The organism is Mesorhizobium australicum (assembly GCF_900177325.1).
Lineage (GTDB): Bacteria > Pseudomonadota > Alphaproteobacteria > Rhizobiales > Rhizobiaceae > Mesorhizobium_A > Mesorhizobium_A australicum_A.
In genome coordinates, this window is the sequence record NZ_FXBL01000004.1 from 2,828,916 (window position 1) to 2,852,141 (window position 23,226).

Annotated in this window: 23 protein-coding genes and 1 tRNA gene; 16 read left to right on the top strand and 8 right to left on the bottom strand. The window is 65.5% G+C overall.

The window, feature by feature from the left end; translation table 11 throughout:
- Positions 1-114: 114 nt before the first annotated feature.
- Positions 115-1,959 (top strand): potassium transporter Kup, encoded by a 1,845-nt coding sequence (locus B9Z03_RS16450; protein ID WP_139832483.1) that lies wholly within the window; start codon positions 115-117, stop codon positions 1,957-1,959.
- A 42-nt stretch (positions 1,960-2,001) separates the two neighbouring features.
- Here the strand turns inward: B9Z03_RS16450 and B9Z03_RS16455 are convergent, their stop codons facing one another.
- Entirely contained in the window at positions 2,002-2,889 is an 888-nt protein-coding gene (locus B9Z03_RS16455; protein WP_085465198.1) for an NmrA family NAD(P)-binding protein, read from the bottom strand.
- Between the two features lie 113 nt (positions 2,890-3,002).
- Here B9Z03_RS16455 and B9Z03_RS16460 point away from each other — a divergent pair, with 113 nt between their 5' ends.
- The 5 genes from B9Z03_RS16460 (at position 3,003) to ilvC (ending at position 7,748) form a co-directional block, all read left to right on the top strand.
- Positions 3,003-3,413, top strand: coding sequence for a winged helix-turn-helix transcriptional regulator (locus B9Z03_RS16460; RefSeq protein WP_085465199.1), 411 nt, complete (start codon positions 3,003-3,005; stop codon positions 3,411-3,413).
- 6 nt (positions 3,414-3,419) lie between these two features.
- A complete protein-coding gene (locus B9Z03_RS16465) occupies positions 3,420-4,451 on the top strand; it encodes an SDR family oxidoreductase (RefSeq protein ID WP_085465200.1) in 1,032 nt (343 codons plus the stop codon).
- 227 nt (positions 4,452-4,678) lie between these two features.
- Positions 4,679-5,938, top strand: coding sequence for an FAD-dependent oxidoreductase (locus B9Z03_RS16470; RefSeq protein WP_085465201.1), 1,260 nt, complete (start codon positions 4,679-4,681; stop codon positions 5,936-5,938).
- 104 nt (positions 5,939-6,042) lie between these two features.
- Complete coding sequence (locus B9Z03_RS16475) at positions 6,043-6,699, top strand: TetR/AcrR family transcriptional regulator C-terminal domain-containing protein (RefSeq protein ID WP_244561764.1); 657 nt, start codon at positions 6,043-6,045, stop codon at positions 6,697-6,699.
- A 29-nt stretch (positions 6,700-6,728) separates the two neighbouring features.
- Positions 6,729-7,748, top strand: a complete 1,020-nt coding sequence (gene ilvC / locus B9Z03_RS16480; RefSeq protein WP_085465202.1) for a ketol-acid reductoisomerase — start codon at positions 6,729-6,731, stop codon at positions 7,746-7,748.
- A gap of 95 nt (positions 7,749-7,843) precedes the next feature.
- Here ilvC and B9Z03_RS16485 read toward each other — a convergent pair whose 3' ends face one another.
- Entirely contained in the window at positions 7,844-8,329 is a 486-nt protein-coding gene (locus tag B9Z03_RS16485; protein WP_139832293.1) for a hypothetical protein, read from the bottom strand.
- A 150-nt stretch (positions 8,330-8,479) separates the two neighbouring features.
- On the opposite strand from B9Z03_RS16485, the gene B9Z03_RS16490 reads away from it, so the two are divergent.
- Entirely contained in the window at positions 8,480-8,764 is a 285-nt protein-coding gene (locus tag B9Z03_RS16490; RefSeq protein ID WP_176247541.1) for a PilZ domain-containing protein, read from the top strand.
- 42 nt (positions 8,765-8,806) lie between these two features.
- Here B9Z03_RS16490 and B9Z03_RS16495 read toward each other — a convergent pair whose 3' ends face one another.
- Positions 8,807-9,100 carry a PilZ domain-containing protein gene (locus B9Z03_RS16495; RefSeq protein WP_085465205.1) on the bottom strand — a complete coding sequence of 98 codons (294 nt, stop codon included), beginning with the start codon at positions 9,098-9,100 and terminating at the stop codon, positions 8,807-8,809.
- A 96-nt stretch (positions 9,101-9,196) separates the two neighbouring features.
- On the bottom strand, positions 9,197-9,676 hold the full coding sequence (locus B9Z03_RS16500; RefSeq protein WP_085465206.1) for a BA14K family protein: 480 nt from the start codon (positions 9,674-9,676) through the stop codon (positions 9,197-9,199).
- Between the two features lie 107 nt (positions 9,677-9,783).
- On the opposite strand from B9Z03_RS16500, the gene B9Z03_RS16505 reads away from it, so the two are divergent.
- Together B9Z03_RS16505 and B9Z03_RS16510 are read left to right on the top strand one after the other, a co-directional pair.
- On the top strand, positions 9,784-10,902 hold the full coding sequence (locus tag B9Z03_RS16505) for an endonuclease/exonuclease/phosphatase family protein (protein ID WP_085465207.1): 1,119 nt from the start codon (positions 9,784-9,786) through the stop codon (positions 10,900-10,902).
- A complete protein-coding gene (locus B9Z03_RS16510) occupies positions 10,899-11,609 on the top strand; it encodes an NUDIX hydrolase (protein WP_085465208.1) in 711 nt (236 codons plus the stop codon). The genes B9Z03_RS16505 and B9Z03_RS16510 overlap by 4 nt, the downstream gene beginning before the upstream one ends.
- A 65-nt stretch (positions 11,610-11,674) precedes the next feature.
- Here the strand turns inward: B9Z03_RS16510 and B9Z03_RS16515 are convergent, their stop codons facing one another.
- The 4 genes from B9Z03_RS16515 to B9Z03_RS16530 form a co-directional block, all read right to left on the bottom strand.
- The gene (locus B9Z03_RS16515; protein ID WP_085465209.1) at positions 11,675-12,535 is read right to left on the bottom strand and encodes a transglutaminase-like domain-containing protein; all 861 of its coding nucleotides are present in this window, start codon (positions 12,533-12,535) and stop codon (positions 11,675-11,677) included.
- Positions 12,536-12,658: 123 nt separating this feature from the next.
- Entirely contained in the window at positions 12,659-13,867 is a 1,209-nt protein-coding gene (locus tag B9Z03_RS16520; protein ID WP_085465210.1) for an ABC transporter permease, read from the bottom strand.
- A 2-nt stretch (positions 13,868-13,869) separates the two neighbouring features.
- Entirely contained in the window at positions 13,870-14,571 is a 702-nt protein-coding gene (locus tag B9Z03_RS16525) for an ABC transporter ATP-binding protein (protein WP_432417004.1), read from the bottom strand.
- A gap of 2 nt (positions 14,572-14,573) precedes the next feature.
- Complete coding sequence (locus B9Z03_RS16530) at positions 14,574-15,857, bottom strand: efflux RND transporter periplasmic adaptor subunit (RefSeq protein ID WP_085465212.1); 1,284 nt, start codon at positions 15,855-15,857, stop codon at positions 14,574-14,576.
- Positions 15,858-16,072: 215 nt separating this feature from the next.
- On the opposite strand from B9Z03_RS16530, the gene B9Z03_RS16535 reads away from it, so the two are divergent.
- The 7 genes from B9Z03_RS16535 (at position 16,073) to B9Z03_RS16565 (ending at position 23,205) form a co-directional block, all read left to right on the top strand.
- Complete coding sequence (locus B9Z03_RS16535) at positions 16,073-16,981, top strand: PhzF family phenazine biosynthesis protein (RefSeq protein WP_085465213.1); 909 nt, start codon at positions 16,073-16,075, stop codon at positions 16,979-16,981.
- 108 nt (positions 16,982-17,089) lie between these two features.
- Positions 17,090-17,165 (top strand) — tRNA-Lys (locus B9Z03_RS16540).
- Between the two features lie 470 nt (positions 17,166-17,635).
- Positions 17,636-19,105: an arginine-ornithine antiporter gene (arcD, locus tag B9Z03_RS16545; RefSeq protein ID WP_244561765.1), complete on the top strand. Its 1,470-nt coding sequence runs from the start codon at positions 17,636-17,638 to the stop codon at positions 19,103-19,105.
- A gap of 26 nt (positions 19,106-19,131) precedes the next feature.
- Positions 19,132-20,349 carry an arginine deiminase gene (locus B9Z03_RS16550; RefSeq protein WP_085465215.1) on the top strand — a complete coding sequence of 406 codons (1,218 nt, stop codon included), beginning with the start codon at positions 19,132-19,134 and terminating at the stop codon, positions 20,347-20,349.
- A 28-nt stretch (positions 20,350-20,377) separates the two neighbouring features.
- Entirely contained in the window at positions 20,378-21,379 is a 1,002-nt protein-coding gene (gene argF, locus B9Z03_RS16555; RefSeq protein WP_085465216.1) for an ornithine carbamoyltransferase, read from the top strand.
- 1 nt (position 21,380) lies between these two features.
- Positions 21,381-22,286 (top strand): carbamate kinase, encoded by a 906-nt coding sequence (gene arcC / locus B9Z03_RS16560; RefSeq protein ID WP_085465217.1) that lies wholly within the window; start codon positions 21,381-21,383, stop codon positions 22,284-22,286.
- Positions 22,234-23,205, top strand: a complete 972-nt coding sequence (locus B9Z03_RS16565) for a universal stress protein (protein WP_348529035.1) — start codon at positions 22,234-22,236, stop codon at positions 23,203-23,205. Before arcC ends, B9Z03_RS16565 begins: the two co-directional genes overlap by 53 nt.
- The last annotated feature ends 21 nt before the right edge of the window (positions 23,206-23,226 follow it).

Here is a 23,226-nt window from a genome sequence, read left to right on the forward strand (position 1 = left end):
CCCCGCCGCTCCCAAGGAGGGGCTGTCATGGTTGTTGCGAATGACGAGGGCGGCGTGAAGCCGTCCCATGGCGGCCCTGCCGTTGCGGATGCAGCCCCTCAAGTCGATCACGGAATGCTGGCGCTGACGCTCGGCGCGCTGGGTGTCGTCTATGGCGATATCGGCACCAGCCCGATCTATGCCTTCCGCGAGGCGCTCGTCGCCTCGTCCGGCGGCAATGTCGCCGAGCGCGAAGATATCCTTGGCGTCCTGTCGCTGATCATCTGGGCGCTGACGATCATCGTCACGATCAAATACATCCTGTTCGTGCTGCGCGCCGACAACAAGGGCGAGGGCGGAACGCTGTCGTTGATGGCGCTGGCGCGCGGCGCCTTCGCTCACCGTCCGCGCTGGATATTGTTGCTGGGCATGCTGGGCGCGTCGCTGTTCTATGGCGACGCGGTGATCACGCCGGCGATCTCGGTGCTGTCGGCCGTCGAGGGACTGAATGTCGTCACGCCGACGTTCGAGCCGTACGTGGTGCCGCTGACGCTCGTGATCCTTGCGGCGGTCTTTGCCGTCCAGAGGTTCGGAACGGCGAGCGTCGCATCGGTCTTCGGTCCGGTCACCGCCCTGTGGTTCCTCTCGATCGGGGCATCGGGCGTGGTGCATATCGTCGACGATCCCGAAATCCTGCTCGCGATCAACCCGGTCTATATCGTCTATTTCCTCGCCAACTCGCCTGAGGTGGCGTTCGTGACCATCGGAGCGATCTTCCTGGCGGTCACCGGGGCTGAAGCGCTCTATGCGGACCTCGGCCATTTCGGCCGGCGGCCGATCGTGCTGGCCTGGCTTGCCATCGTCTTCCCCTGCCTGCTCCTGAACTATGTCGGGCAGGGCGCTTTCGTCCTGTCGCATGGCGGCATCGTCGGCCATCCGTTCTTCGAGATGAACGAGGGCTGGGCGCTGCTGCCGATGGTGGCGCTCGCGACCGCGGCCACCGTCATCGCCAGCCAGGCGGTGATCTCCGGCGCCTTCTCGCTGACGCGGCAGGCTGTGCAGCTCAACCTCCTGCCGCGGCTGGAGATCCTGCACACGTCCGAGACGCAGTCGGGTCAGATTTATATGCCGCGCGTCAATATGCTGCTCGGCATCGTCGTGTTCATGCTGGTTATCGGTTTCCAGGAATCGACCAACCTCGCCGCCGCCTACGGCATTTCGGTCACCGGCAACATGCTGATGACGACGCTGCTGTTGGCGGTGGTTATGCTGAAAATCTGGAAATGGCCGCTCGTCGCGGTCGTGGCGCTGACGTCGATGTTCGCGGTGATCGACATCGGCTTCTTTGTCTCGAATATCGTCAAGGTTCTGGACGGCGGCTGGGCGTCGCTGGCCATTGCGTTCACGATGGCGCTGATCATCTCCACCTGGATGCGCGGCAGCCGCTATCTGTTCGAGAAGACGCGCAAGAACGAGATGCCGCTCGGCTTCCTGACCGAACAGCTGGCGAAGAAGAAGCCGCAGCTCGTCCCGGGCACGGCCGTCTTCCTGACCGGCGACCCGCTGAGCGCGCCGACGGCGCTGCTGCACAGTCTGAAGCACTACAAGGTGCTGCACGAGCAGAACGTCATCCTGTCGGTGGTGACGGCGCAGCAGCCGAAGGTGCCGGACCAAGAGCGGGCGCGTATCGAGAAGCTGAACGACCTCTTCATGCGCGTGACGGTGACATTCGGCTACATGGAGCAGCCGAACATTCCGCGTGCGCTGGCGATCTGCCGCAAGCAGGGCTGGAAGTTCGACATCATGACGACGTCGTTCTTCCTGTCGCGGCGCTCGCTCAAGGCCTCGCCGACATCGGGCATGCCGCTCTGGCAGGACAAGCTGTTCATCGCCCTGGCGAAGAGCGCGTCCGACGCCACGGAATACTTCCAGATTCCCACCGGCCGCGTGGTCGAGATCGGCACGCAGGTGGCAATCTGAGGAACGCCGGCGCGGCCGGCGTTCCTGCGCTGTCGGAGAGTGTCAGCCGGCGAGCGCGGCTTTGTTGGCGGCGAGGAAGTCGCGCAGCGTCTGCAGCTTGCGGCCGGAGAGCTTCGCGGTGTCGCCGGTGACGGCGCCGAGGCCGCCGGTGCGGGTGGCGGTGTCGAAGGAGACCAGGGTCGGGATGATGGCCTCCGGCACGCCCGCCGCCTTCATGCCGCCTGCGAGTTGCTCGTCGGTGAGGTGCACGACCTGGAGCGGCTTGCCGGTGATCTCGGAAACGAGCGCGGCGATCTGGTCATTGGTGTAGGCTTCGTCGCCGGTGAGCGTGTAGGTGGCGTTGCCGGCCGGCGGATTGGCGAGGGCGCCGGCGATCGCGGCCGCGATATCGTCACGCGCGACGAAGGAGGTCTTGCCGTCGGCGGCGGAGGTGTACCACTGGCCGGACTTCAGCGCGTTCGGCAGGCTCATGAACAGGTTTTCAAGATACCAGCTGTCGCGGAAGAGCAGGTAGGGAATGCCGGTGGCCTTGATCGTTTCCTCGGTTCCGAGATGGTCGGGCGCGAAGCTGACCTTCGAGGTCTCGGGCACGGGAAGCGAGGTGTAGGCGAGGCGCGCAACGCCGGCCTTCTTGGCGGCGGCGACGGCGGCCTTGTGCTGGCGCAGGCGCGTGCCGGCGCCGTCGAGCGCGTCGGTCGAGACGATCAGCACCGTGCCGACGCCGGCGAAGGCTTTTTCGAGCCCGGCGGCGTCGTCGAAATCGACCTTGCGGAGCGCGACACCTTTGGCGGCGAGGGCGGACAGCTTGTCGGTATTACGCGTGCCGGCGATGATGCGCGACGGCGCGACGCCCTGGCTGTCGAGGAGATGGGTGATGACGGCCTGGCCGAGATGGCCGGAGGCGCCGGTGATGAGAATCGTGTCGGACATTGCTGGCTCCTGTGAAACATGCTCTCTTTTCGAGACCAGCTCTAAATTGTATATATTGGATGCTGCGTAAAGAAGGCAGTTTGAACTACCCTGGTTACCTGAAAGGAACCACCATGGACGCACGCATCGCCTCCGCCCGTCAGAAGATCGAGATCTATCGTGCCGGCGTCGCCACGGGCGGGCTCGCGAACTGCCCGATCCGCAACGTCGTGCAGAACATCTTCGGCAAGTGGAGTTCGCTGCTGCTGATGGCGCTGGCCGAGAAGCCGTATCGCTTCGGCGAGCTGCGACGGCTGGTGCCGGACATCTCGCAGCGGATGCTGACCGAGACGCTGCGCGACCTGCAGCGGGACGGCTATGTGCACCGCGAGGTGTTTCCGACCAAGCCGCCCAGCGTCGAGTACAGCCTGACCGATCTCGGCCTGTCGATGTACGATTCGCTTCAGCACCTGCTGATGTGGGCGGAGACCAATTTCGAACGCGTGCGAGTGGCGCGCGAAAAGTTCGACGCCGAAGATGCGTGAGGCAGGATGAGCGGGCTTGTCCTCGTCACCGGCGGCTCCGGCTTCATCGGCGCGCATTGCATCGTGAGGCTGATCGCCGCGGGATACCGGGTGCGCACGACGGTGCGCTCGCTGGCGCGTGAAGGCGACGTGCGGGCGATGCTGAGGGAGGGCGGCTGCGAGGCGGGCGACCGGCTGGCGTTCGCCGAAGCTGATCTCACGCGCGACGCGGGATGGCCTGAGGCTGCGGCCGGCTGCGACTACGTGCTGCATGTCGCCTCGCCACTACCGGTCGCGCAGCCGAAGGACGCGGACGAACTGATGCGGCCGGCGCGCGACGGCGCGCTGAGGGTGCTGCGGGCGGCGCGCGACGCCGGCGTGAAGCGCGTGGTGATGACCTCGTCCTTCGCGGCGATCGGCTACGGCAACACGCCCTTGGACGGCGTCTATACGGAGAAGGACTGGACCGACACCGACAGGCCGATCGGCGCCTATGTGAAGTCGAAGGCACTGGCCGAACGCGCCGCCTGGGAGTTCGTCGCGCGCGAGGGCAACGGGCTGGAACTGGCGACGGTCAATCCGGTGGTCGTGTTCGGCCCGGTGCTGGGAAGGGACTATTCCGCCTCTGTCGTCCTCATCGAGACGCTGCTCAAGGGCGGTGCGCCGGCGGTGCCGAAGCTGATGTTCGGCGTCGTGGACGTGCGCGACGTGGCCGAGCTGCACCTCCTGGCGATGACGCGCCCGGAGGCGAAGGGCGAGCGGTTCCTGGCGGTGGCGGGCGATTTCCTCAGCGTGCGGGAGATTGCGCTGGCGCTGAAGGCCGGCATGGGGCCGGCAGCCGCGAAAGTGCCGACGCGAGTGGCGCCGAACTGGGTGATCCGGCTCGGCGCGCTGTTCAGCCCGACATTGAGGACGGTTGCAGGCCCCGAGCTCGGCAGGGTGAAGAACGCGTCGAGCGCCAAGGCCCGGCAGATGCTGGGCTGGTCGCCGCGCCCGCCGCAGGAGGCGATCGTCGCCACGGGCGAGAGCCTGGTGCGGCTAGGGCTGATCAAGGCGTGAGATTCGCGCTGATTTTTCTCTCATGCCCCCCTCATCCGGCCGCTTCGCGGCCACCTTCCCCGAGGGGGGAAGGGGAGCGTCGCCGATGACCTCCTCTCCCTTGGGGAGAGCGTGGCGAGGTGGCGCCGAGCCGGGTGAGGGGGCTTCCAAAATCGGTCTGCTGCGCGCCGATGTCCGGTTGATTTGGCGGCCGGCAGCGCCGATGGTCGCCGCCGAAAGGGCAGAGCATGGCACAACTTCTTCGCATCGCGATCGTGGGCGCGGGGCCGGCAGGGTTGGCCGCGGCACTTCTGCTCACGCGCGACGGGCATCGGGTGGAGATCCTCGAGCGCTACGAGGCGCCGAAGCCGCTGGGCTCGGGCCTGATTCTGCAGCCGACGGGACTGTGCGTGCTGTCCTCGCTCGGCCTGATGCCGGCGATGCTGGCGCAGGGCGCGCGGATCGAGCGGCTCTTCGGCGCCGATGCCAGGACCGGCCGTACCGTTCTGGACGTGCGGTACAACGCGCTGCCGGGCGGGCGGTTCGGCCTCGCCGTCCATCGCGCGGCGCTCTTCAACGTGCTGCATGATGCCGTCGTTGCCGCAGGCATTGCGATCCGCACCTCGACCGAGGCGGCGACGATCGAGGTCTCGGCGCCGGGCGCGACGCTGTTCGGCGACAAGGGTGGATCGCTCGGCACCTGGGATCTGGTGGTCGATGCGAGCGGCTCGAAATCGCGGCTCAAGGCGTCGTCCTACAGGCCGGCCGAGCCGAAGCCGCTCGCCTATGGCGCGTTCTGGGCCTCGCTCGGCTGGCATGGCGACGGCTTCGACCGCAACGCGCTGCAGCAGCGCTACGATAGGGCGCGGGTGATGATCGGCGTGCTGCCGATCGGCCGCATCGCGCCGGCCGGCGACGAGATGGCCGCCTTCTTCTGGAGCCTGAAGCCGGCGCAGGTGGAGGAGGTGAGGGCGCGCGGAATCGACGCCTGGAAGGACGAGGTGGCGCGGCACTGGCCGCAATGCGCGCCCTATCTCGACCAGATCGCGTCCTTCGACGACCTGACGCTGGCGCGCTACGGCCACCACACGCTGAAGATGCCGGCCGGCCGAAACCTTGCCGTCATCGGCGACGCGGCGCATTCGACCAGCCCGCAGCTGGGGCAGGGCGCGAACATGGCGCTGCTGGATGCGGCGGCGCTCGCGCATGCGCTGCGCGCCTATTCCGACATCCCGAATGCGCTGTCGGCCTATGCGGCGACGCGGCGCTTTCATGTGCGGCTGTTCCAGGCGCTGTCCTATTTCCTCACGCCATTCTACCAGTCGGACTCCGTCCTGGTGCCCTATCTGCGCGACACGCTGGTCTCGACCGTGGCCAAGGTGCCGCCCGCGCCTCGCATCCTGGCGCTGATGGTGTCCGGCATGCTGGCGCGTCCGCTCGCATCGACCGGTCTGATCGAGGCTGATTGGGCGAAGTTCTCCTCGGCCGGCGAGCCGCGGCTGGGATGATGCGCCGGGATTGCGCATTTCCGGCGATTTGCCGCTTGCTTCGGTTGCGCCGATGGATTATCCGCTCCGAACCGTAACGTTCGTTACGCCTTCGGAGCGTGTGCTTGAACCTGTCAACCGTCCAGCCCGGCGCAGAGCCGACGCCGCGCCAGCGCGAGGTGCTGGACGCCGTGCTCGCGCTGCTCGTGGAAGACGGCGACAAGGTGACGATGAGCGCGGTGTCGCGCCGCGCGTCCTGTTCGAAGGAAACGCTCTACAAGTGGTTTGGCGACCGCGATGGGCTGCTGACGGCCACCGTGCGCTGGCAGGCGTCGAAGGTGAGGGCGGGCAACTGGGACCGGCAGCATCTCGACGCAGCCGCCCTTTCCGAGAGCCTCGAGGATTTCGCGGCGAACTGGCTGACGGTGATCTCGTCGCAGACCTCGATCGCGCTGAACCGGGTCGCGGTGGCGCATGCCGGCTCCGGCAAGAGCGATCTCGGGCGCATCGTTTTGGAGAACGGCCGCTTCGCCATCGGCGGGCGGCTGAAACCGCTGCTGGAGGCGGCGCGCGAGGCGGGACTTCTCGCCTTCGACGACACGGAGAGCGCCTTCCGCACCTTCTTCGGCCTGGTCGGGCGCGACGTGCAGATCAGGCTGCTCCTGGGCGATAGGCTCGTCCTGACAAAATCGGAGATCGCGCGCGACGCTGCGCGGACGGTCGAACAGTTTCTCACCCTCTTCGGCACGGATCGCACCGCGCCGCAGTCCACAACCAACTGACAGCGCAACCAACGGGAAGGAACGTATCCATGCGTGTCTATTACGATCGCGATGCCGATCTCAATCTGATCAAGGGCAAGAAAGTGGCCGTCATCGGCTACGGTTCGCAGGGCCGCGCGCATGCGCTGAACCTGAAGGACTCCGGTGTGAAGGACATTGCCATCGGCCTGAAGGCCGGCTCGCCGACTGCCAAGAAGGTCGAGGCGGACGGGCTGAAGGTGATGACGGTCGCCGAGGCCGCCAAGTGGGCCGATCTGATGATGATGGCGACGCCCGACGAACTGCAGGCCGACATCTACAAGAACGAGATCGCCCCCAACATCCGCGACGGCGCCGCGATCGCGTTCGCGCACGGCCTGAACGTCCATTTCGGCCTGATCGAGCCGAAGTCGACCATCGACGTGGTGATGATCGCGCCGAAGGGCCCCGGCCACACGGTGCGCGGCGAATACCAGAAGGGCGGCGGCGTGCCGTGCCTGGTCGCGGTCAACCAGGACCCGTCGGGCAACGCGCTCGACCTCGCGCTCTCCTATGCGTGCGGCGTCGGCGGCGGCCGTTCGGGCATCATCGAGACCAACTTCCGCGAGGAATGCGAGACCGACCTGTTCGGCGAGCAGGTGGTGCTGTGCGGCGGCCTGGTGGAACTCATCCGCGCCGGCTTCGAGACGCTGGTCGAGGGCGGCTACGCGCCCGAGATGGCCTATTTCGAATGCCTGCACGAAGTGAAGCTGATCGTCGACCTGATCTATGAGGGCGGCATCGCCAACATGAACTACTCGATCTCGAACACGGCCGAGTGGGGCGAATACGTGTCGGGCCCGCGCATCATCACCGCCGAGACCAAGGCCGAGATGAAGCGCGTGCTGACCGACATCCAGACCGGCCGCTTCACCTCGGAGTGGATGCAGGAGTATCGCTCCGGCATGGCCCGCTTCAAGGCGACCCGCCGCCTGAACGACGAGCATCCGATCGAGGAGGTCGGCTCCAAGCTCCGCGCGATGATGCCGTGGATCTCGAAGAACAAGCTGGTCGACAAGGCCCGCAACTAAGATCGCACGTCTACCCGGATCGTTTCTCGGGCTCTGTGAATCGAAAAGGGCGCCAGTGGGCGCCCTTTTCATGTCTCCCGTCGGTGTCGGCAGCCTTACTGGTAGCTGTCCTTGACGTAGACCCCGATGAACGTCGCGATGCAGGCGAGGCCGCCGGGGTCGTCAAAGGGGCGCCTGATCTGGCCGCGGATGGTCACGATTTCCGTGGCTGCCGTTATCGCGGTGATCGCCGGAGCGTAGCTGACGATGCGGATCTGCGATTCGGCCGTCGTCGGCCGCATATAGGGATCGCCCCAGCCGACACCGCCGGTTTTGACGGTGCGGAACGTCGCGTCGAAGTTCGCGCCGTACAGGCCGTGTCCGCGCGAATTGCCGGGCCACACCCATGACAGGCCGGCGACGCGGGAGTTCGATCCGACGATCGGATGAAACGAGGAGTCGGCGAAGTCCTTCACACGGACGTTGCGACACTGCGACGTGACAGCCGTGAACTTGATCTTGCCCGAGAAGACAATCTCCGCGCCGGCGCTCTGCGCCCCGGCAGCGAGCAGGATTGCCGAAAATATCGTTCGCCGCAGCATCTCGACCTCCAATAAACGTGTCCGCCCGCGGGCATTCGACCATTACACGCGAGGATGTCGATCGGCAAATCGCCGAAAGCAGCTGTGCCATGACGACACACCTTCGCTGGTATGGCGCTTGCTACTCGACCTCCGGAAGGAGGCTCGGCCATGACACATGCACTCCCTGACGTTTCACACGACACCCAGGAACGACGCCTTGCGCAGCGCCGTCGCGCCTACAAGGGCATCGTCATCAACTTCAACGGCGGCACCAGCACGTTCGAAGGCGTGGCGCGCAATTTGTCGGAGACGGGCGCACGGCTCTCGTTCTGCGAGACCTTCGCGATTCCGCCCGAGTTCCTCGTCCGGTTCAGCGGCGACATGGCATGGCGGCCGGCGGTCGTGCGATGGCGGTCGATGTCCGACATCGGCGTGGCCTTCCACAGGCCCTGAGCCGTATCCGACCGTGGAGATGAGCGGCTGTCGCCGGCCGGCTCAGCCATAATGCCAGTGAGGCTTGGGTTCGGTGCCGCCGAAGCGCACGCCGACGCGTTCGCCCGCGCGCCAGACGAGCGTCGCCCTGTAGGCGACGCCATCCACCGGGACGTAGAGCAGGAATTCCTCCGGCACGCGCGATTCCATGGCGACGCGCAACTCCGCGCCGCCCTTGTTCATGTTGCGCACCATGCAGGCGACTTCGGAATTGTTGATGCCGTTGAGGATCGACGCGCCCTTGAGCACGCGCTGGCGATGCTCCCTGCGGCTCTCTGCCTCTGCCGGAATGGCCATCCCCGTCTCCCCGGCGTGCTCGACAGCCCGCCAAATAGATACGCGGGAGAGTAGTCCCGGCAGCTTAACGGCTGCTTAACTCTTGCGGCGAGTGGTTCAGAACGGCGAGACGCAGGGCTGGCGCGGTCCGTCGAAGGGCTGGAACGTGTTGTCCGACGCACGGTAGGAGCGGTAGCGCGTCGAGCACCATTCGGAATGGCTGGATGCCTCGCCCAGCCGGCTCGACCCGCCGATCGCCGGGTTGCCGCCGACGCGGCGCTGGCCGGAATAGCGCGGGGTCGGCACGTCGAAATAGTTGTCGTAGTAGCGGCGATGGGCCGGACGGTTCTGGTAATTGCCCGGCGCGCAGTTGACGACGGTGCGGCAGCCGTCCTGTGGGCGGACCACGACTCCGGTGTCGAAGCCGGGCCCGTAGGGCGGGGTATTGCCGCTGATGACGGGGCTCGGGATGACGACGTAGTTGTCCGCCGCGGCCGGAGCCGCGCCGGCCATGATTGCGAACAGCGAAAGTGCCGCGGCGATCCTGCGGGCTGCGTGGTTCGTCTTGCCGTCGATGCTGGCGGTTCTCGGGTTCATGGTTCGAATATAGTGCAGCGTGGCCGGGTCGTCATTGGCATTGCTCGGCGATTTCGAAACATGCCGCGGCCTTGTGTTTCGGGCGGCCTGCGGGCAAACGTTCTGCCATGTCGCTTCGCCTTGCAACGTTCAATGTCGAGAACCTGATGAGCAGGTTCGATTTCTCCGGCTTCCGGAACGAACTGTGGAAGGACCGTGCGCTCGCCCTCTACGAGATCAAGACCGAGGCAGAATACCAGTCGCTGGAGCGCGCTCGCGCCATCGCGCACACCGACGACACCCGCCAGCTCAGCGCGCTGGCGATCGCGGCGACGCGGGCCGACATCATCGTCATGCAGGAGGTCGACAACCTCGAGGCGCTGAAGGCGTTCGAATACGGCTATCTGTTCAAGATGATCGGCGAGGGCTATCGCAACAAATATTCAAGCACCGGCAATGACACGCGCGGCATCGACGTGGCGGTGATGATGCGGCCGGAGACGGCCGACGGCGAGCCGATCGAGTTCGTGCGCATGACGAGCCACGCGCATGTGACCTTCGACGAGCTCGGCCTGTGGGACCCGTTGCTGGCGCAGGTCGGCATCGAGCGCCACGAGCGCATCTTCCGGCGCGACTGCCTGGAGATCGACGTGCGGATCGGCGGCAGGCCTCTGACCATCTACGGCGTGCATTTCAAGTCGATGGGTAGCCCCCGCAACGGCCAGGACGGCCGCACCTCGACCATGCCGCTGAGGATAGCCGAGGCGCGCGCCGTGCGGGCGATCATCGAGCAGCGGTTCGGCCGCGATCATGCCGGCTCGAAGCGCTGGGCGATCTGCGGCGACATGAACGACTATGCCGAGCGCGTCGTGATCGGCGGCGACCAATGGTCCGGCTTCACCTTTCAGCCGGTGAAGGAGGAGCATTCGGCCCTGGACGTGCTGACGGGGGACGGCTTCGCCTTCAACCCGATGTCGCTGCGGCCCGAGCTCGACCGCTGGACGCTGTTCCACACGCGTGGGCCGCAGGAGCGGCACCTGTGCCAGCTAGACTACATCCTGTTGTCTCCCGCGCTGCAACGGGAGAACCCGCGCGCGGTGCCCGACGTGATCAGAAACGGGCAGCCATGGCGCACGCCGTTTCCGCCCGGCCTGGAGGTCGAGCGCTTTCCCCGCGCGGGCTGGGACCGGCCGAAGGCCTCCGATCATTGTCCTGTCGTGATCCCGCTGCATATCTCCGCCGCATGAGCTTCGATATCCCCCGCAACCGCATCTTGCCGATCGCCGAAGCCGAGCTGGTGGTCGATCCCGCGCCGCATCCCTACGAGCTTGCCCATCGCGAGGCGATTGTCGCGAACTGGGATCTGGAGAAGGCGGAAAAGCCGGCGCTGTTCAACGGCAAGGTGATGCTCTTCTCGTCCATCCGCTGGGCGGACGGGCGGCTGGATGCGCGCTGCCACGTGGCAAACTACGCAACCTTCATGCACTGGCGCAGGATGCGGCCCGACACGTCGGCGGAACATCTTTACGCGCATGCGATGCCGGTCTCGTCCGACGGCGCGCTGATCGCGATCCGCATGGCCGGGCATACGGTCAATGCCGGCCGGGTCTATTTCGCCGCCGGCTCGCTGGAGCCGGAAGACATAACAGGCGACCGTATCGATCTCGCGGCGAACATGGCGCGCGAGGTCCGTGAGGAGACGGGGCTCGACCTCGGCGCCGCCCGGGCGGAGGCGGGCTATCACGGCTGGTCGTCCGACAGTGGCACCGTGCTGGTGCGGCGCTATTTCCTCGACCGGAGCGCCGATGAACTGGTCGAGGATATACGCCGGCACATCGCGACTGACCCTGATCCCGAGATCGACGAGGCGATCGTCATTCGCAACGCCGACGACTTGCCCGAGGGGCTCATGGCGCACATGCCGCCGCTGGTGAAGTGGCATTTCGGGGGATGAGGCGGGCAGGGTTCGCGGAGAGGCCTTGATGTTGAACGGCGAAATCCTGCCGATTTCGTCGAATGTCAGGAGTTGCGCAGCACGACGTCGACAGGCTCGCCTTGCGGGAAGCTGACAATCCGCGTTGGCAAAGGCCAGTCCGCCAAAGCTTCAGGCTCGCCGTCCGCGTCGAGATCAGCGTTCTCAAGCCGTGAAGCGAGTTGTTCGAACGTTGTCCGCGCCTGCTGCGACAACTCGGTCGAAACGGGGGAAAGGTCCTTTGATAGTCCCCAGTAGTCCCACGGCTTAAGCTCAAGCCTCCGCAGGGCCGCGATTTCTCGCAGCAGGCTGCCCGCCACGAACCACTCCCCACCAAGGCCGAGGCTCGAAACGCCAAATCGCTTGGCGATCTCCGGTTCGTCTTTGATCCGATACCATGCCTCGCCTACTGTCAGGAACCGCTCGCGCGGCACATCCAATGTATCGAAGGAAACTCCGCCGATAGCCGCGAACTCCACATCAAGCCGTTTCCAACGTCCGCCGTCACGCCATTCGCAAAGCCAATGATCTTCCCAACAGCCAGGCACCAGATAGTCGGCAAACCCGACGCGCAGGCGAGCCGGGATGCCGCGCTGACGAAATCGGCTGACCGCCAGCAGAGCGAAATCCCGGCATACGCCGCCGACCTTGGGCTGGGCGGAATGCCCCTCAAGCAGATCGCGTTGTACGACGACAGACAGAATTTCTTCCACCGAGCGAAGCCCCAGATCGGCGACCTGTTCAGGTCTGAAGCCTCGTTCTTTCGACTCGGCCCCGCGAGGATGCTGCATGAATGAGCTGACCCAACGGGCGGTCGACCTAGGCTCGACGCCGCCACGCATCAATATTTCGCGATACGGCCCAGGTTCGGAATAGATACTTTGGAAAGCATAGAAGGATTTGCGCATTGCTGTCTCTTTCTTTTCAGATTGAGACAGGACACGAAGGGCAAATTTTCAAAAATTGTCAATCGGGCGCTTGCCGGACGCATTGCCGCCGTTTCCGACAGGCGATTTGCGCCTCCAGCCCGCCTATTCGTGCCTCAACGCATCGATCGGGTCGAGACGGGCGGCGCGCAGCGCCGGGAAGAAGCCGAACACCATGCCGATCGCACCCGAGAAGCCGACGGCGAGCGCGATCACCGGGATGCTGGGACTGAAGGGGATGCTCATCGTCGATGAGGCGATGCCCGCGAGCGCCATGCCGATGGCGATGCCGATCAGGCCGCCCAGCAACGACAGCACCGTCGCCTCGACCATGAACTGGATCAGGATGTCGCGCTCCTGCGCGCCGATGGCGAGCCGGATGCCGATCTCGCGGGTTCGCTCGGTGACGGAGACGAGCATGATGTTCATGATGCCGATGCCGCCGACGAGCAGGCTGACGCCCGCGACCGCACCGAGCATGCCGGTCATCACAGTGGTGGCGCTCGCCATCGTCTCTGCGACCTGCGTCATGTCGCGCACCGAGAAATCGTCCTCCTTGTCGGCGGTGACGCGGCGGGTCTCGCGCAGGATGTCCTCGACCTTCTCCTGCAGCTCGGACATCACCGCGCCTTCCGCGCCGGCGACGTAGATCGTCTCGACGTCGCGATTTCCCGCGATCCGGCGCTGGAAGGTGCTGAGCGGCATCAGCACCGTGGCGTCCTGGTCCTGGCCGAAGCCCGAAAAGCCCTTCGATTCGAGCACGCCGATGATCGTGCACGACATGCGTCCGACGCGGATCGCCAGCCCGTCCGGATCGCCGCCGCCGAAGAGCTGGGTGCGCACGGTCTGGCCGACGAGACAGACATTGGAATTGCCGCGTATTTCCTGCTCGGTGAATTCGCGGCCGAGCACGACATTCCAGTCGCGGGCGGCGAAATAGCCGGTGTCGGAACCGGTCACCAGAACCGACAGGCTGTCGGTGCCGGAGATGATGCGCACCTGCTTCTGCGAGGCGGCCGAGACGGCGCGGGCCTCCGGCACGCCTTCGACAATCGCCTGCACGTCCTTGTCGCGCAGTTCCTTGGCCTGGATGCGCGGCCCGCCGGGCTGGGGCGGCCCTCCCGCGCGCACGACGAGCAGGTTCGAGCCAAGCTTGGAGATGTCGGCCTTCACCTTCTCGGTGGTGCCGGAGCCGATGGTGATCATCGCGATGACGGCGGCGACGCCGATGACGATGCCGAGCAGCGTCAGCACCGAGCGCAGCGCGTTGCGGCGGATGGAAAGAAGGGCGAGGCGGATGGTTTCCCAGATCATTGTCAGGCCGCTTCCAGGTTGAGTTCGTCGGAGGCGATGTGGCCGTCGACGAAGGTCAGGATGCGCCCGGCATGCGCCGCGATGTCGGCCTCATGCGTTACCATGGCGATGGTCAGTCCCTGGTCGCGGTTGAGGCCGGTCAGCAGATCCATGATCTCGTGGCTGCGCGCGGTGTCGAGATTGCCGGTCGGCTCGTCGGCGACGAGCAGGGTGGGGTTGGTCACGATGGCGCGCGCGATCGCCACACGCTGCTGCTGGCCGCCGGAAAGCTCGGCGGGCGTGTGGCCCTCGCGCCCGGCGAGGCCGACCTTGGCGAGCGCTTCGAGCGCAAGGCGCCGGCGCTCCCGCGACGGCACGCCGCGATAGATCAGCGGCAGCTCGACGTTTTCCGCCGCCGTGGTGCGGGCGAGTAGGTTGTAACCCTGGAAGACGAAGCCGATGTAGAGGTTGCGCAGCAGCGCGCGCCGCGACCTGTCGAGCCCGCCGGCATCGACATCCCCGAACAAGTAGCGGCCGCGCGTCGGCGTATCGAGGCAGCCGATGATGTTCATCGCGGTCGACTTGCCGGAGCCCGACGGTCCCATGATCGCGACGAACTCGCCTGTCTCGATCGTGAGGTCCACACCCGCGAGCGCATCGACGCGGGCCTCGCCCGAGCCGTAGGTCTTCCAGACCTGTTCGAAGGTGACGAGCGGCTGTGCCACGCTCAGGACCTCCGCTGCCTGGTCGAGACGATCACCTGGTCGCCTTCCTCGAGGCCCGAGACGATCTCCGTCTTGCGGCCGTCCGTCGAACCCGTCCGGACCCGCACCTCGGCCGGCGCGCCGTCGCGCAGGACATAGAGCGTGCGGCTGCCGTCGGCCGGCTGCGCCGTCTGGGGCGCGCGGTTGCGCGGCGGCCGCGGCATGAACATGGTCTGCAGGTTGAAGCCGCGCGAGGTCTCGACCGCCGGCGGGCGGAAGCGGAACGCTTCGGAGGGCACGGTGAGCACGCCCTTCGCCTCTCTGGTGACGACCGAGACCGTGGCGGTCATGCCCGGCCGCAGGATCAGGTCGTCGTTGGCGACGGCGAGCTTCGCCTCATAGGTGACAACGCCGTCGGTGGTGACGGAGGCATAGGCGAGGTCGCTGATCGCCGCGTCGAAGGTTCTGCCGGGAAAGGCGTCGACGGTGAAGCTCGCCTTCTGGCCCTTCTCGACCGTGCCGATGTCGGCCTCGTCGATGGCGGCTTCAAGCTCCATGTGGGCGAGGTCGGCGGCGATGACGAACAGGACCGGGGCCGACAGCGACGAGGCGACCGTCTGGCCAGGATCGACGTCGCGCGTCAGCACGACGCCGTCGATCGGCGCATAGATGGTGCTCTGCGCGAGATCGGCCTGCTGCAGCTTGAGATCCGCCTCGGCAATCGAAAGGTTAGCCTGAGCCGACGAGACGGCGCTCGCTGCGCGGTCGCGCGCCGCGGTCGCGGTCTCCAGCGCCTGGTCGGCGACCATGCCGCGCCGCGACAGGCTGAGCGTGCGGTCGTAGGTGAGCTCGGTTTCCTTCAGCGTCACGCGCGCATCGTCGACCTTGGCGCGCGCCGCCTCCACTGAGGCTTCCGCGCGCTCGACCTGGGCGACGCGGCGCGTCGTGTCGAGGGTAAGTAGCACGTCGCCCTTGGCGATCGTCTGGTTCTCGCTCACCTCGACGGTGCGCACGACGCCGGACAGCTCGCTCGACACGTCGACCTGGGTGACAGGCTGGAGGGTGCCGGTGGCCGTGATCGTGGTGGTGATGTCGCCGCGCTCCGCCGCGGAAGTGACATAGACAGGTGCCGTCGACGAGCTGGAGGACGACCAGTACCACAAGCCGCCCGCCGCGACGGCGGCAAGAACCAGCACGGCGACGATCCAGCGCCCGGGCCCGCGGCGCGGCGCCTGCTTGCCGAGAGCCAGCGATGTCGCGACCTGCGGTGTCTGGTCTGCCTTGGGGCGGCTGACGATCTGATCCATGTCGGGCGCTCTTCCTGCTTCCGCGATGCGTCCCAATGTCTGTCTTTGTATGTCTTTTCGACACAGATCAGCCCTGACGCGGCGCAATACAAATTAATTCTCGTTCATATTGCCCTGTCGCTGGGCGGCAAAGCGCGGGATTGTTGCTGTGCACAGCCATTGAGACGAGGGCCGGGCGTGCGCTATGCCTTGTCGTCCGGATCAGGGAGACCATCATGGCCGCACGCCGCTATCTCTTGCTCGACGTCTTTGCCGGCACGGCGCTGGAAGGCAATCCGCTGGCTGTCGTGCTCGACGCCGAGGGGCTGGATGCGGCGCGGATGCAGGCGATCACCCGCGAGTTCAACCTGTCGGAGACGGTTTTCGTGCTGCGGCCGGAGAATGCCGCGCACGCGGCGCGGATCCGGATCTTCTGCCCGGAATACGAGATGCCCTTCGCCGGGCACCCGACGGTCGGCACGGCAGTGGCGCTGTGGCGCGAGCGCGGCCATGGCGACGGCGAGATCCTGGTGCTCGAAGAAAACATCGGCCCGGTGCGCTGCATCGTCAGCGGCGGGGAGGGGGCGGCCTTCGCCGAGTTCGACGTGCCGCAACTGTCCGCCGCCCTGCCGTTCACGCCCGATCCCGCCCGAATCGCGGCAGCCCTTGGGCTCGACGCCTCGGATATCGGCTTCGACGCGCATGCGCCCGGAGCCTGGTCGGCGGGCGTGCCCTATGTGACGGTGCCGGTGAAGGGGCTCGACGCGATCGGGCGCGTGCGCTTCGATCCGCACGCATGGAGCGCATTCGCGCCGGCCAAGGGCGACAACGCAAGGGCGTCGGCCTATGTCTATTGCCGCGAGACGGCCCTGAGCGGCAGCTCCTTCCATGCCCGCATGTTCGTCGCAGCAAGCCCTTCCTACGAAGACCCGGCGACGGGCTCGGCGGCGGCCGCCTTCGTCGGAGCCGTCGTCGCCAATGAGCGGCCGGGCGACGGCAGCCGGGAGATCTGGATCGAGCAGGGCATGGAGATGGGCCGGCCCTCGCGCATCCGGCTCGAGATCGACGTCGAGGGCGGCAAGGCCACCGCCGCGCGCATCGGCGGCGAGGCGGTGATCGTCGGGCGCGGCGAGATTTATGTGTGAATCCACAGCCCGCCGGCGCACGACAAATTTCGCTCGATTGTGGGTGGACACCCGGGGTCCGGTTGGCTATAGAGCCGCACCTGACGCGGTTGCCGCGTCATCTGGCCCGGGTGCGTAGCTCAGTTGGTAGAGCAGCTGACTCTTAATCAGCGGGTCACAGGTTCGATCCCTGTCGCACCCACCAGCCACTTCCTACGCTATTGAAATCAAAAAAACTCTTTGATTTTCAACGGCTCCCGCGCTTATCGTGCTACACAACGGTGCTACACAAGCGGAGAACCCGTGTCTCGTCGACAGCTCTATGTCAGCCTTCGCGATCGCTGTCACCAGCAACTCACCCTTGCGCGAGCGGGCGCTTGGGCTGCGGTTGAGCTAGGCATGGAAGCCCGAACGAGAGACATCCAGCGCCGGCCAATGTACGGATTGAAGGGGCATCCTCGGCGATAAGCAACAACTCGTCAGTTGGCTGGCAAGAGCTGCAAATTCAGCTAACCGAGTTGTTCCGGTCCTCATCCGGCATAGATCGAATGACTCTCATGGTGCCGACGCTCTGATCTAGGCTCCGTCTCGCGCCCGTGTTTGATGCGCATCAAAGCCGCGCGGTCAGATCCGGCTCACTGTGTTCGCAATTGGCCGAACTCTGGGAGACGCATCGTGGCCGCTACGGATATCTCTTCTGCACCCTCGACATCTGTTTCAAATCCAAGCGGAACCAGGCTGCGACTGGGCGCACTCACTGCCCTTGTCATCGGCTCGATGGTCGGTTCGGGCGTCTTCAGCCTGCCGCAGAACATGGCTGCAGGGGCCGGTCCGCTCGCCATCATCATCGGCTGGGGCATCACGGCGGTCGGCATGCTTGCGCTGGTCTTCGTCTACCAGTCGCTGGCCACCCGCAAGCCGGAACTTGACGCCGGACCTTATGCCTACGCCAAGGCCGGCTTCGGCCCCTTCGTCGGCTTCAACGCCGCCTGGGGCTACTGGATCAGTGCCTGGGTTGGCAACGTCTCATACGCGGTGATCGTCTTCAGCGCGCTGTCCTACTTCTTTCCTGCCTTCGGCGACGGCAACACCTGGCAGGCCGTGCTCGGCGCTTCCGTCCTGCTCTGGGTCATTCATTTCCTGGTCATGGCAGGCGTCCGTCAGGCGGCGATCGTGAATATGATCGTCACGATCGCCAAGATCGCACCTATCGTCCTCTTTATCGGCATCGTGGTCGTGGCGTTCAAGGTGGACGTCTTCAGCGCGGACTTCACCGGTCTCGGCAATGCCAGCCTCGGTTCGATCATGAACCAGGTGAAGAGCACCATGCTGGTGACCTTGTGGGTGTTCATCGGCATCGAAGGCGCCAGCGTGTTCTCGGCACGGGCCGAACGGCGCAAAGACATCGCCACGGCAACCGTGCTCGGCTTCTTCACCTGCCTTGCGCTCTATGCGCTTGTGTCGCTGCTGTCACTCGGCATCATCAGCCAGCCCGAACTGGCCGCGTTGAAGAACCCGTCGATGGCAGGCGTGCTTGAGGCCGTCGTCGGGCCGTGGGGCGCCATCCTGATCAACCTGGCGCTCGTCGTTTCCGTCGTCGGCGCGTTCCTCAGCTGGACCCTGCTGGCTGCCGAAGTTCCCCATGTGTCCGGCAAGGACGGCACCATGCCTGCCTTCTTCGGCTTCGAGAACGAGCGAGGCGTGCCCTCGACCTCGCTCCTGATCACGAACATACTGGTCCAGATCTTCCTGATCATCACGCTGTTCGCACAGAGCACCTATCAGGCGCTGTTCTTCATCGCCTCCACGGCCATCCTGGTGCCTTACATCTTCTCCGGCGCCTACGCGGCCAAGCTGGCGATCACCGGCGAAAGCTATGGCGGAGGGCAGAATCGCGCTGTCCCGATGCTCACCGGATTGGTCGCGACCATCTACGGCCTGTGGCTCGTCTACGCCGCCGGCCTGTCATATCTGTTCATGTGCGCCATCCTCTACGCACCGGGCATCATCTTCTATGTCTGGGCACGCCGCGAGAATGGCCAGCGCCTCTTCCACCCGGTGGAGGCAGTGCTGGCCATCGCCCTCGTCGCGGTCGGCCTCTACGCCGGCTACGAGATGTGGACCGGCGCGGTCAGCGCGCTCTGAACCCGCAAGTCTTGAAAGGATCCGTCATGGCTGCCCTCGGCGTCCATTCCGAAGTCGGCCGGTTGCACGAAGTGATCGTGCACCGGCCTGATCTCAGCCTTCGTCGGCTGACGCCCGACAACTGCAAGGCGCTGCTGTTCGACGACGTGCTGTGGGTGAAGCGCGCACGCCAGGAACACGACGTCTTCGTCGATGCGCTTCGCGAGCGCGGCGTCGTCGTACACCTGTTCGGCGAACTGCTTGCCGAAACCATGGCGAACGCCGAAGCGCGCGACTGGCTGCTCGACCGGAGGGTCGATGCCTCGGTCGTCGGCTATGACATGGTCGGCGAGTTGCGCGGCTGGCTCGATGAAATGCCGGCTGACCAGCTTTCGGCGCTTCTCGTCGGCGGCATCGCCCGCGCGGAGTTGCCCTTTCAGCCGGCCGGCCTCACGGGCAAGACGCTGCTGCCCCAGGACTTTGTGCTGCCGCCGCTGCCCAACCAGCTCTTCACCCGCGACTCGTCGTGCTGGATCTATCGTTCCGTGTCGGTCAACGCCATGTACTGGCCGGCCCGTAAGCCGGAGGCTGCCAATGTGGAAGCGGTATACCGTTTTCATCCGCGGTTCCGGGAAGCCGGACTGCCGTTCGTCTCGCCGGACAATCCAGGCCCCGGCGTTAGCCTGGAAGGTGGCGACGTCATGCCGGTCGGCGGCGGGGTCGTGCTGGTCGGCATGGGCGAACGCACGACGCCGCAGGCTGTCGGTGGTCTTGCCCGCAGCCTGTTTGCGGCCGGCGAGGCAACCAGGGTCATCGCCGCCCTGATGCCGCGCGACCGTTCTTTCATGCATCTCGATACGATCTTCACCTTCTGCAACCGCGATCTGGCGACGATGTATCCGCCAGTGGTCGAGCGACTACGCACCTTTTCGCTGAGGCCTGGCGAAGGAGAAGCTCCCGTTGACGTCGTGGAAGAGACGAAGCCCTTCATCGAGGTCGTGAAGGAAGCGCTCGGATTGAAGACGCTGCGCATCGTCGCGACGGGTGGCGATTCCTATGAATCCGAACGGGAGCAGTGGGACGACGGCAACAACGTCATCGCCGTCGAGCCGGGCGTGGTCATCGGCTACGACCGCAACGTCTACACCAATACGCTCCTGCGGCGCGCTGGCGTCGAGGTCATTACGGTCGAAGGCGCAGAGCTCAGCCGCGGCCGGGGCGGCGGCCATTGCATGACCTGCCCGATCGCCCGCGATCCAGTTTGAACCGACCTGGCGAATGAGGAGTATGGATATGCCTGTCAATCTTCACGGCCGCGACGTGCTGACGCTCGACGATTTCTCCGGATCGGAGATCCGCTACCTGCTGCGCCTTGCCGGTGACCTGAAGGCCGCGAAGCAGGCGGGCACAGAGGTGCCGCGGCTGATCCGCAAGAACATCGCCCTCATCTTCGAGAAGGATTCCACCCGCACCCGTTCCGGTTTCGAGGTGGCTGCCTACGACCAGGGCGCACACGTGACCTATATTGGCCCGTCGGGCAGCCATATCGGTCACAAGGAATCGATGAAGGATACCGCCCGCGTGCTCGGGCGCATGTATGACGCGATCGAGTATCGGGGCTTCGGCCAGCGCCAGGCCGAGTTGTTGGCGACCTATGCCGGCGTGCCGGTCTACAACGGGCTGACCAATGAGGCGCATCCCACTCAGATTCTCGCGGATTTCATGACGATGCGCGAGTTTACGCACAAGCATCTGTCGGACATGACGGTCACCTTCGTCGGCGAAGGGCGGGATAATGTCGCCCAGTCGCTCGCCATCGGTGCGGCCAAGCTTGGCATGGATATGCGCATAGCCTCGCCGCGCGAACTTTGGCCGGAAGACCAGTTCGTCGCCCACGTCAGGGGACTTGCGGAGCGCAGCGGTGGCCGCTTCAGGCTCGACGAGGACGTGAAGGCAAGCGTCGAGGGCGCCGACTTCATCTATACGGACGTGTGGCTCTCCATGGGAGAGGATGAGAGCGGCTGGGGCGAGCGCATCAAGCTGCTCACGCCCTATCGCGTCACGCGCGAACTGATGGCGGCCACCGGAAATCCGTTCACCAAATTCATGCACTGCCTGCCCGCCTTCCATGACACCGAGACGGAGGTCGGACAGCACATCGCGAGCAAGTACGGCATCGATTGCATGGAGGTGGAAGACGCGGTCTTCGAGTCGGAGGCCTCGATCGTCTTCGATCAGGCCGAAAACCGCATGCACACGATCAAGGCGATCCTCGTCGCCACGATCGGCGGCTGAGATGCGCATCGTCGCGGCGCTCGGTGGCAATGCCCTGCTCAAGCGGGGCGAGCCAATGACAGCCGAAAGACAGCGCGCCAACATCAGGAAGGCTGCGTCGGTGCTCGCCGAACTTGTCGGCCTTGGCCACTCGTTGGTGATCACACACGGCAACGGCCCGCAGGTGGGTCTGCTTGCCCTCCAGGCGGCGGCTTCCCCCGAACCAGCCTTTCCGCTCGACGTGCTCGATGCCGAAAGCGCCGGAATGATCGGCTACGTCCTTCAGCAGGAGCTTGCCAATGTCATCAAGGACCGGCTCTTCGCCACACTGCTGACGCAGGTGAAGGTCGACCCGCACGATCCAGCGTTCGGCAGGCCGACGAAGCCCATCGGGCCCGTCTATGACGAAGCCACGGCACGGAAGCTCGCGGCCGAACGAGGCTGGCAGATCGCGCCGGACAACGACAAATGGCGCCGTGTCGTCGCTTCGCCGAAGCCGGAGACGATCCTCGAGGCCCAGGTGCTCACCTTCCTGATCGACCACCGCGTGATTGTCATCTGTGCGGGCGGCGGCGGCATCCCCGTCGTCGAGCTGGACAATGGCAGCATCACCGGGGTCGAGGCAGTCATCGATAAGGATCTCGCCTCGTCGCTCCTGGCGCGGCAGATCGAAGCGGACTTTCTCCTCATGCTGACCGATGTGGACGCTGTCTATATCGATTGGGGTAAGCCGAACGCCCACGCGCTTGGTCATGTGAAGGCCTCCGATCTGTCGGTAGTCGAATTCGCGGCCGGCTCCATGCGGCCGAAGATCGAAGCGGCGGTCGAGTTCGCAAGCATGGCCGGCAAGCCCGCTGCCATCGGAAGGCTCGAAGATGCCGTGGCGATCGTCGCCGGGACGCAAGGCACCCGAATTGAAGCGGGTTGAGCCTGCCCAATCGCGGCAAGCCATTTTTGATCGGCGTCAAGGTGCTTTTGTCGGCACCTTCTATCGTTTTCACAGCGTGTGCATTGAGGGCATTCACATGACCTACAGATCCATTCTCGTGAACATCGATATTGACGGTCCAGTCGCGCCGATCGTGAGGGCGGCAACAGACCTGGCGAAGCGCTCGAACGCTACTCTGATCGGCTTCTGTGCTGCCGACGCGCCCTTGCCGATATCCGGACCGGGAGGCGAAGGACTGGTGATGGAAGCGTGGCAGCAGATGAGGGACGAGATCGAGAGCAGTTTCAAGGAGCTGCGCGAGGAATTCGAGGCTCTTGTTGCCGGCGCGATCAAAACGGAATGGCGCAACGCCCTCGAAAGCCCGACGCGCGCCTTGGCCCGTTGGTCGCGAATGGCCGACCTCGTCGTCATGGCGGCGCAAGAGGGAGCGGCCACGGGCAATACATATCGTGTGTCCGACCCCGGAAGCGTCGTCCTGCAGGCGGGACGTCCACTGCTGGTCGTGGCCGGAGGTGCCGAACAGATAGCGGCCAGAAAGATCGTCGTTGCCTGGAAGGACACACGGGAAGCGCGTCGCGCGGTCGCGGATGCGGTGCCGCTGCTTCTGTCAGCTGACGAAGTGACCGTGGTCACTGTGGCCGCCGAGGGCATCGAGTGGGCTCGCGATGGGGTGGCGGACGTGGTCGCCTTCCTCGCGCGACATGGCATAAAGGCACGGTGCGAAGTGATCGTGGGTTCCGATGACAGCGGAAAGTTGCTCGAGTTCTTCGGCTCCTGCCAGGCAGATCTGGTCGTATCCGGCGCCTTTGGGCACAGCCGGCTGCGGGAATGGGCATTCGGAGGGGTGACACGGTCGCTGCTCGACGAAGTCGGACGCAATCGTTTCATGTCGAGCTGACGACAGCCTCGGACTTTTCTT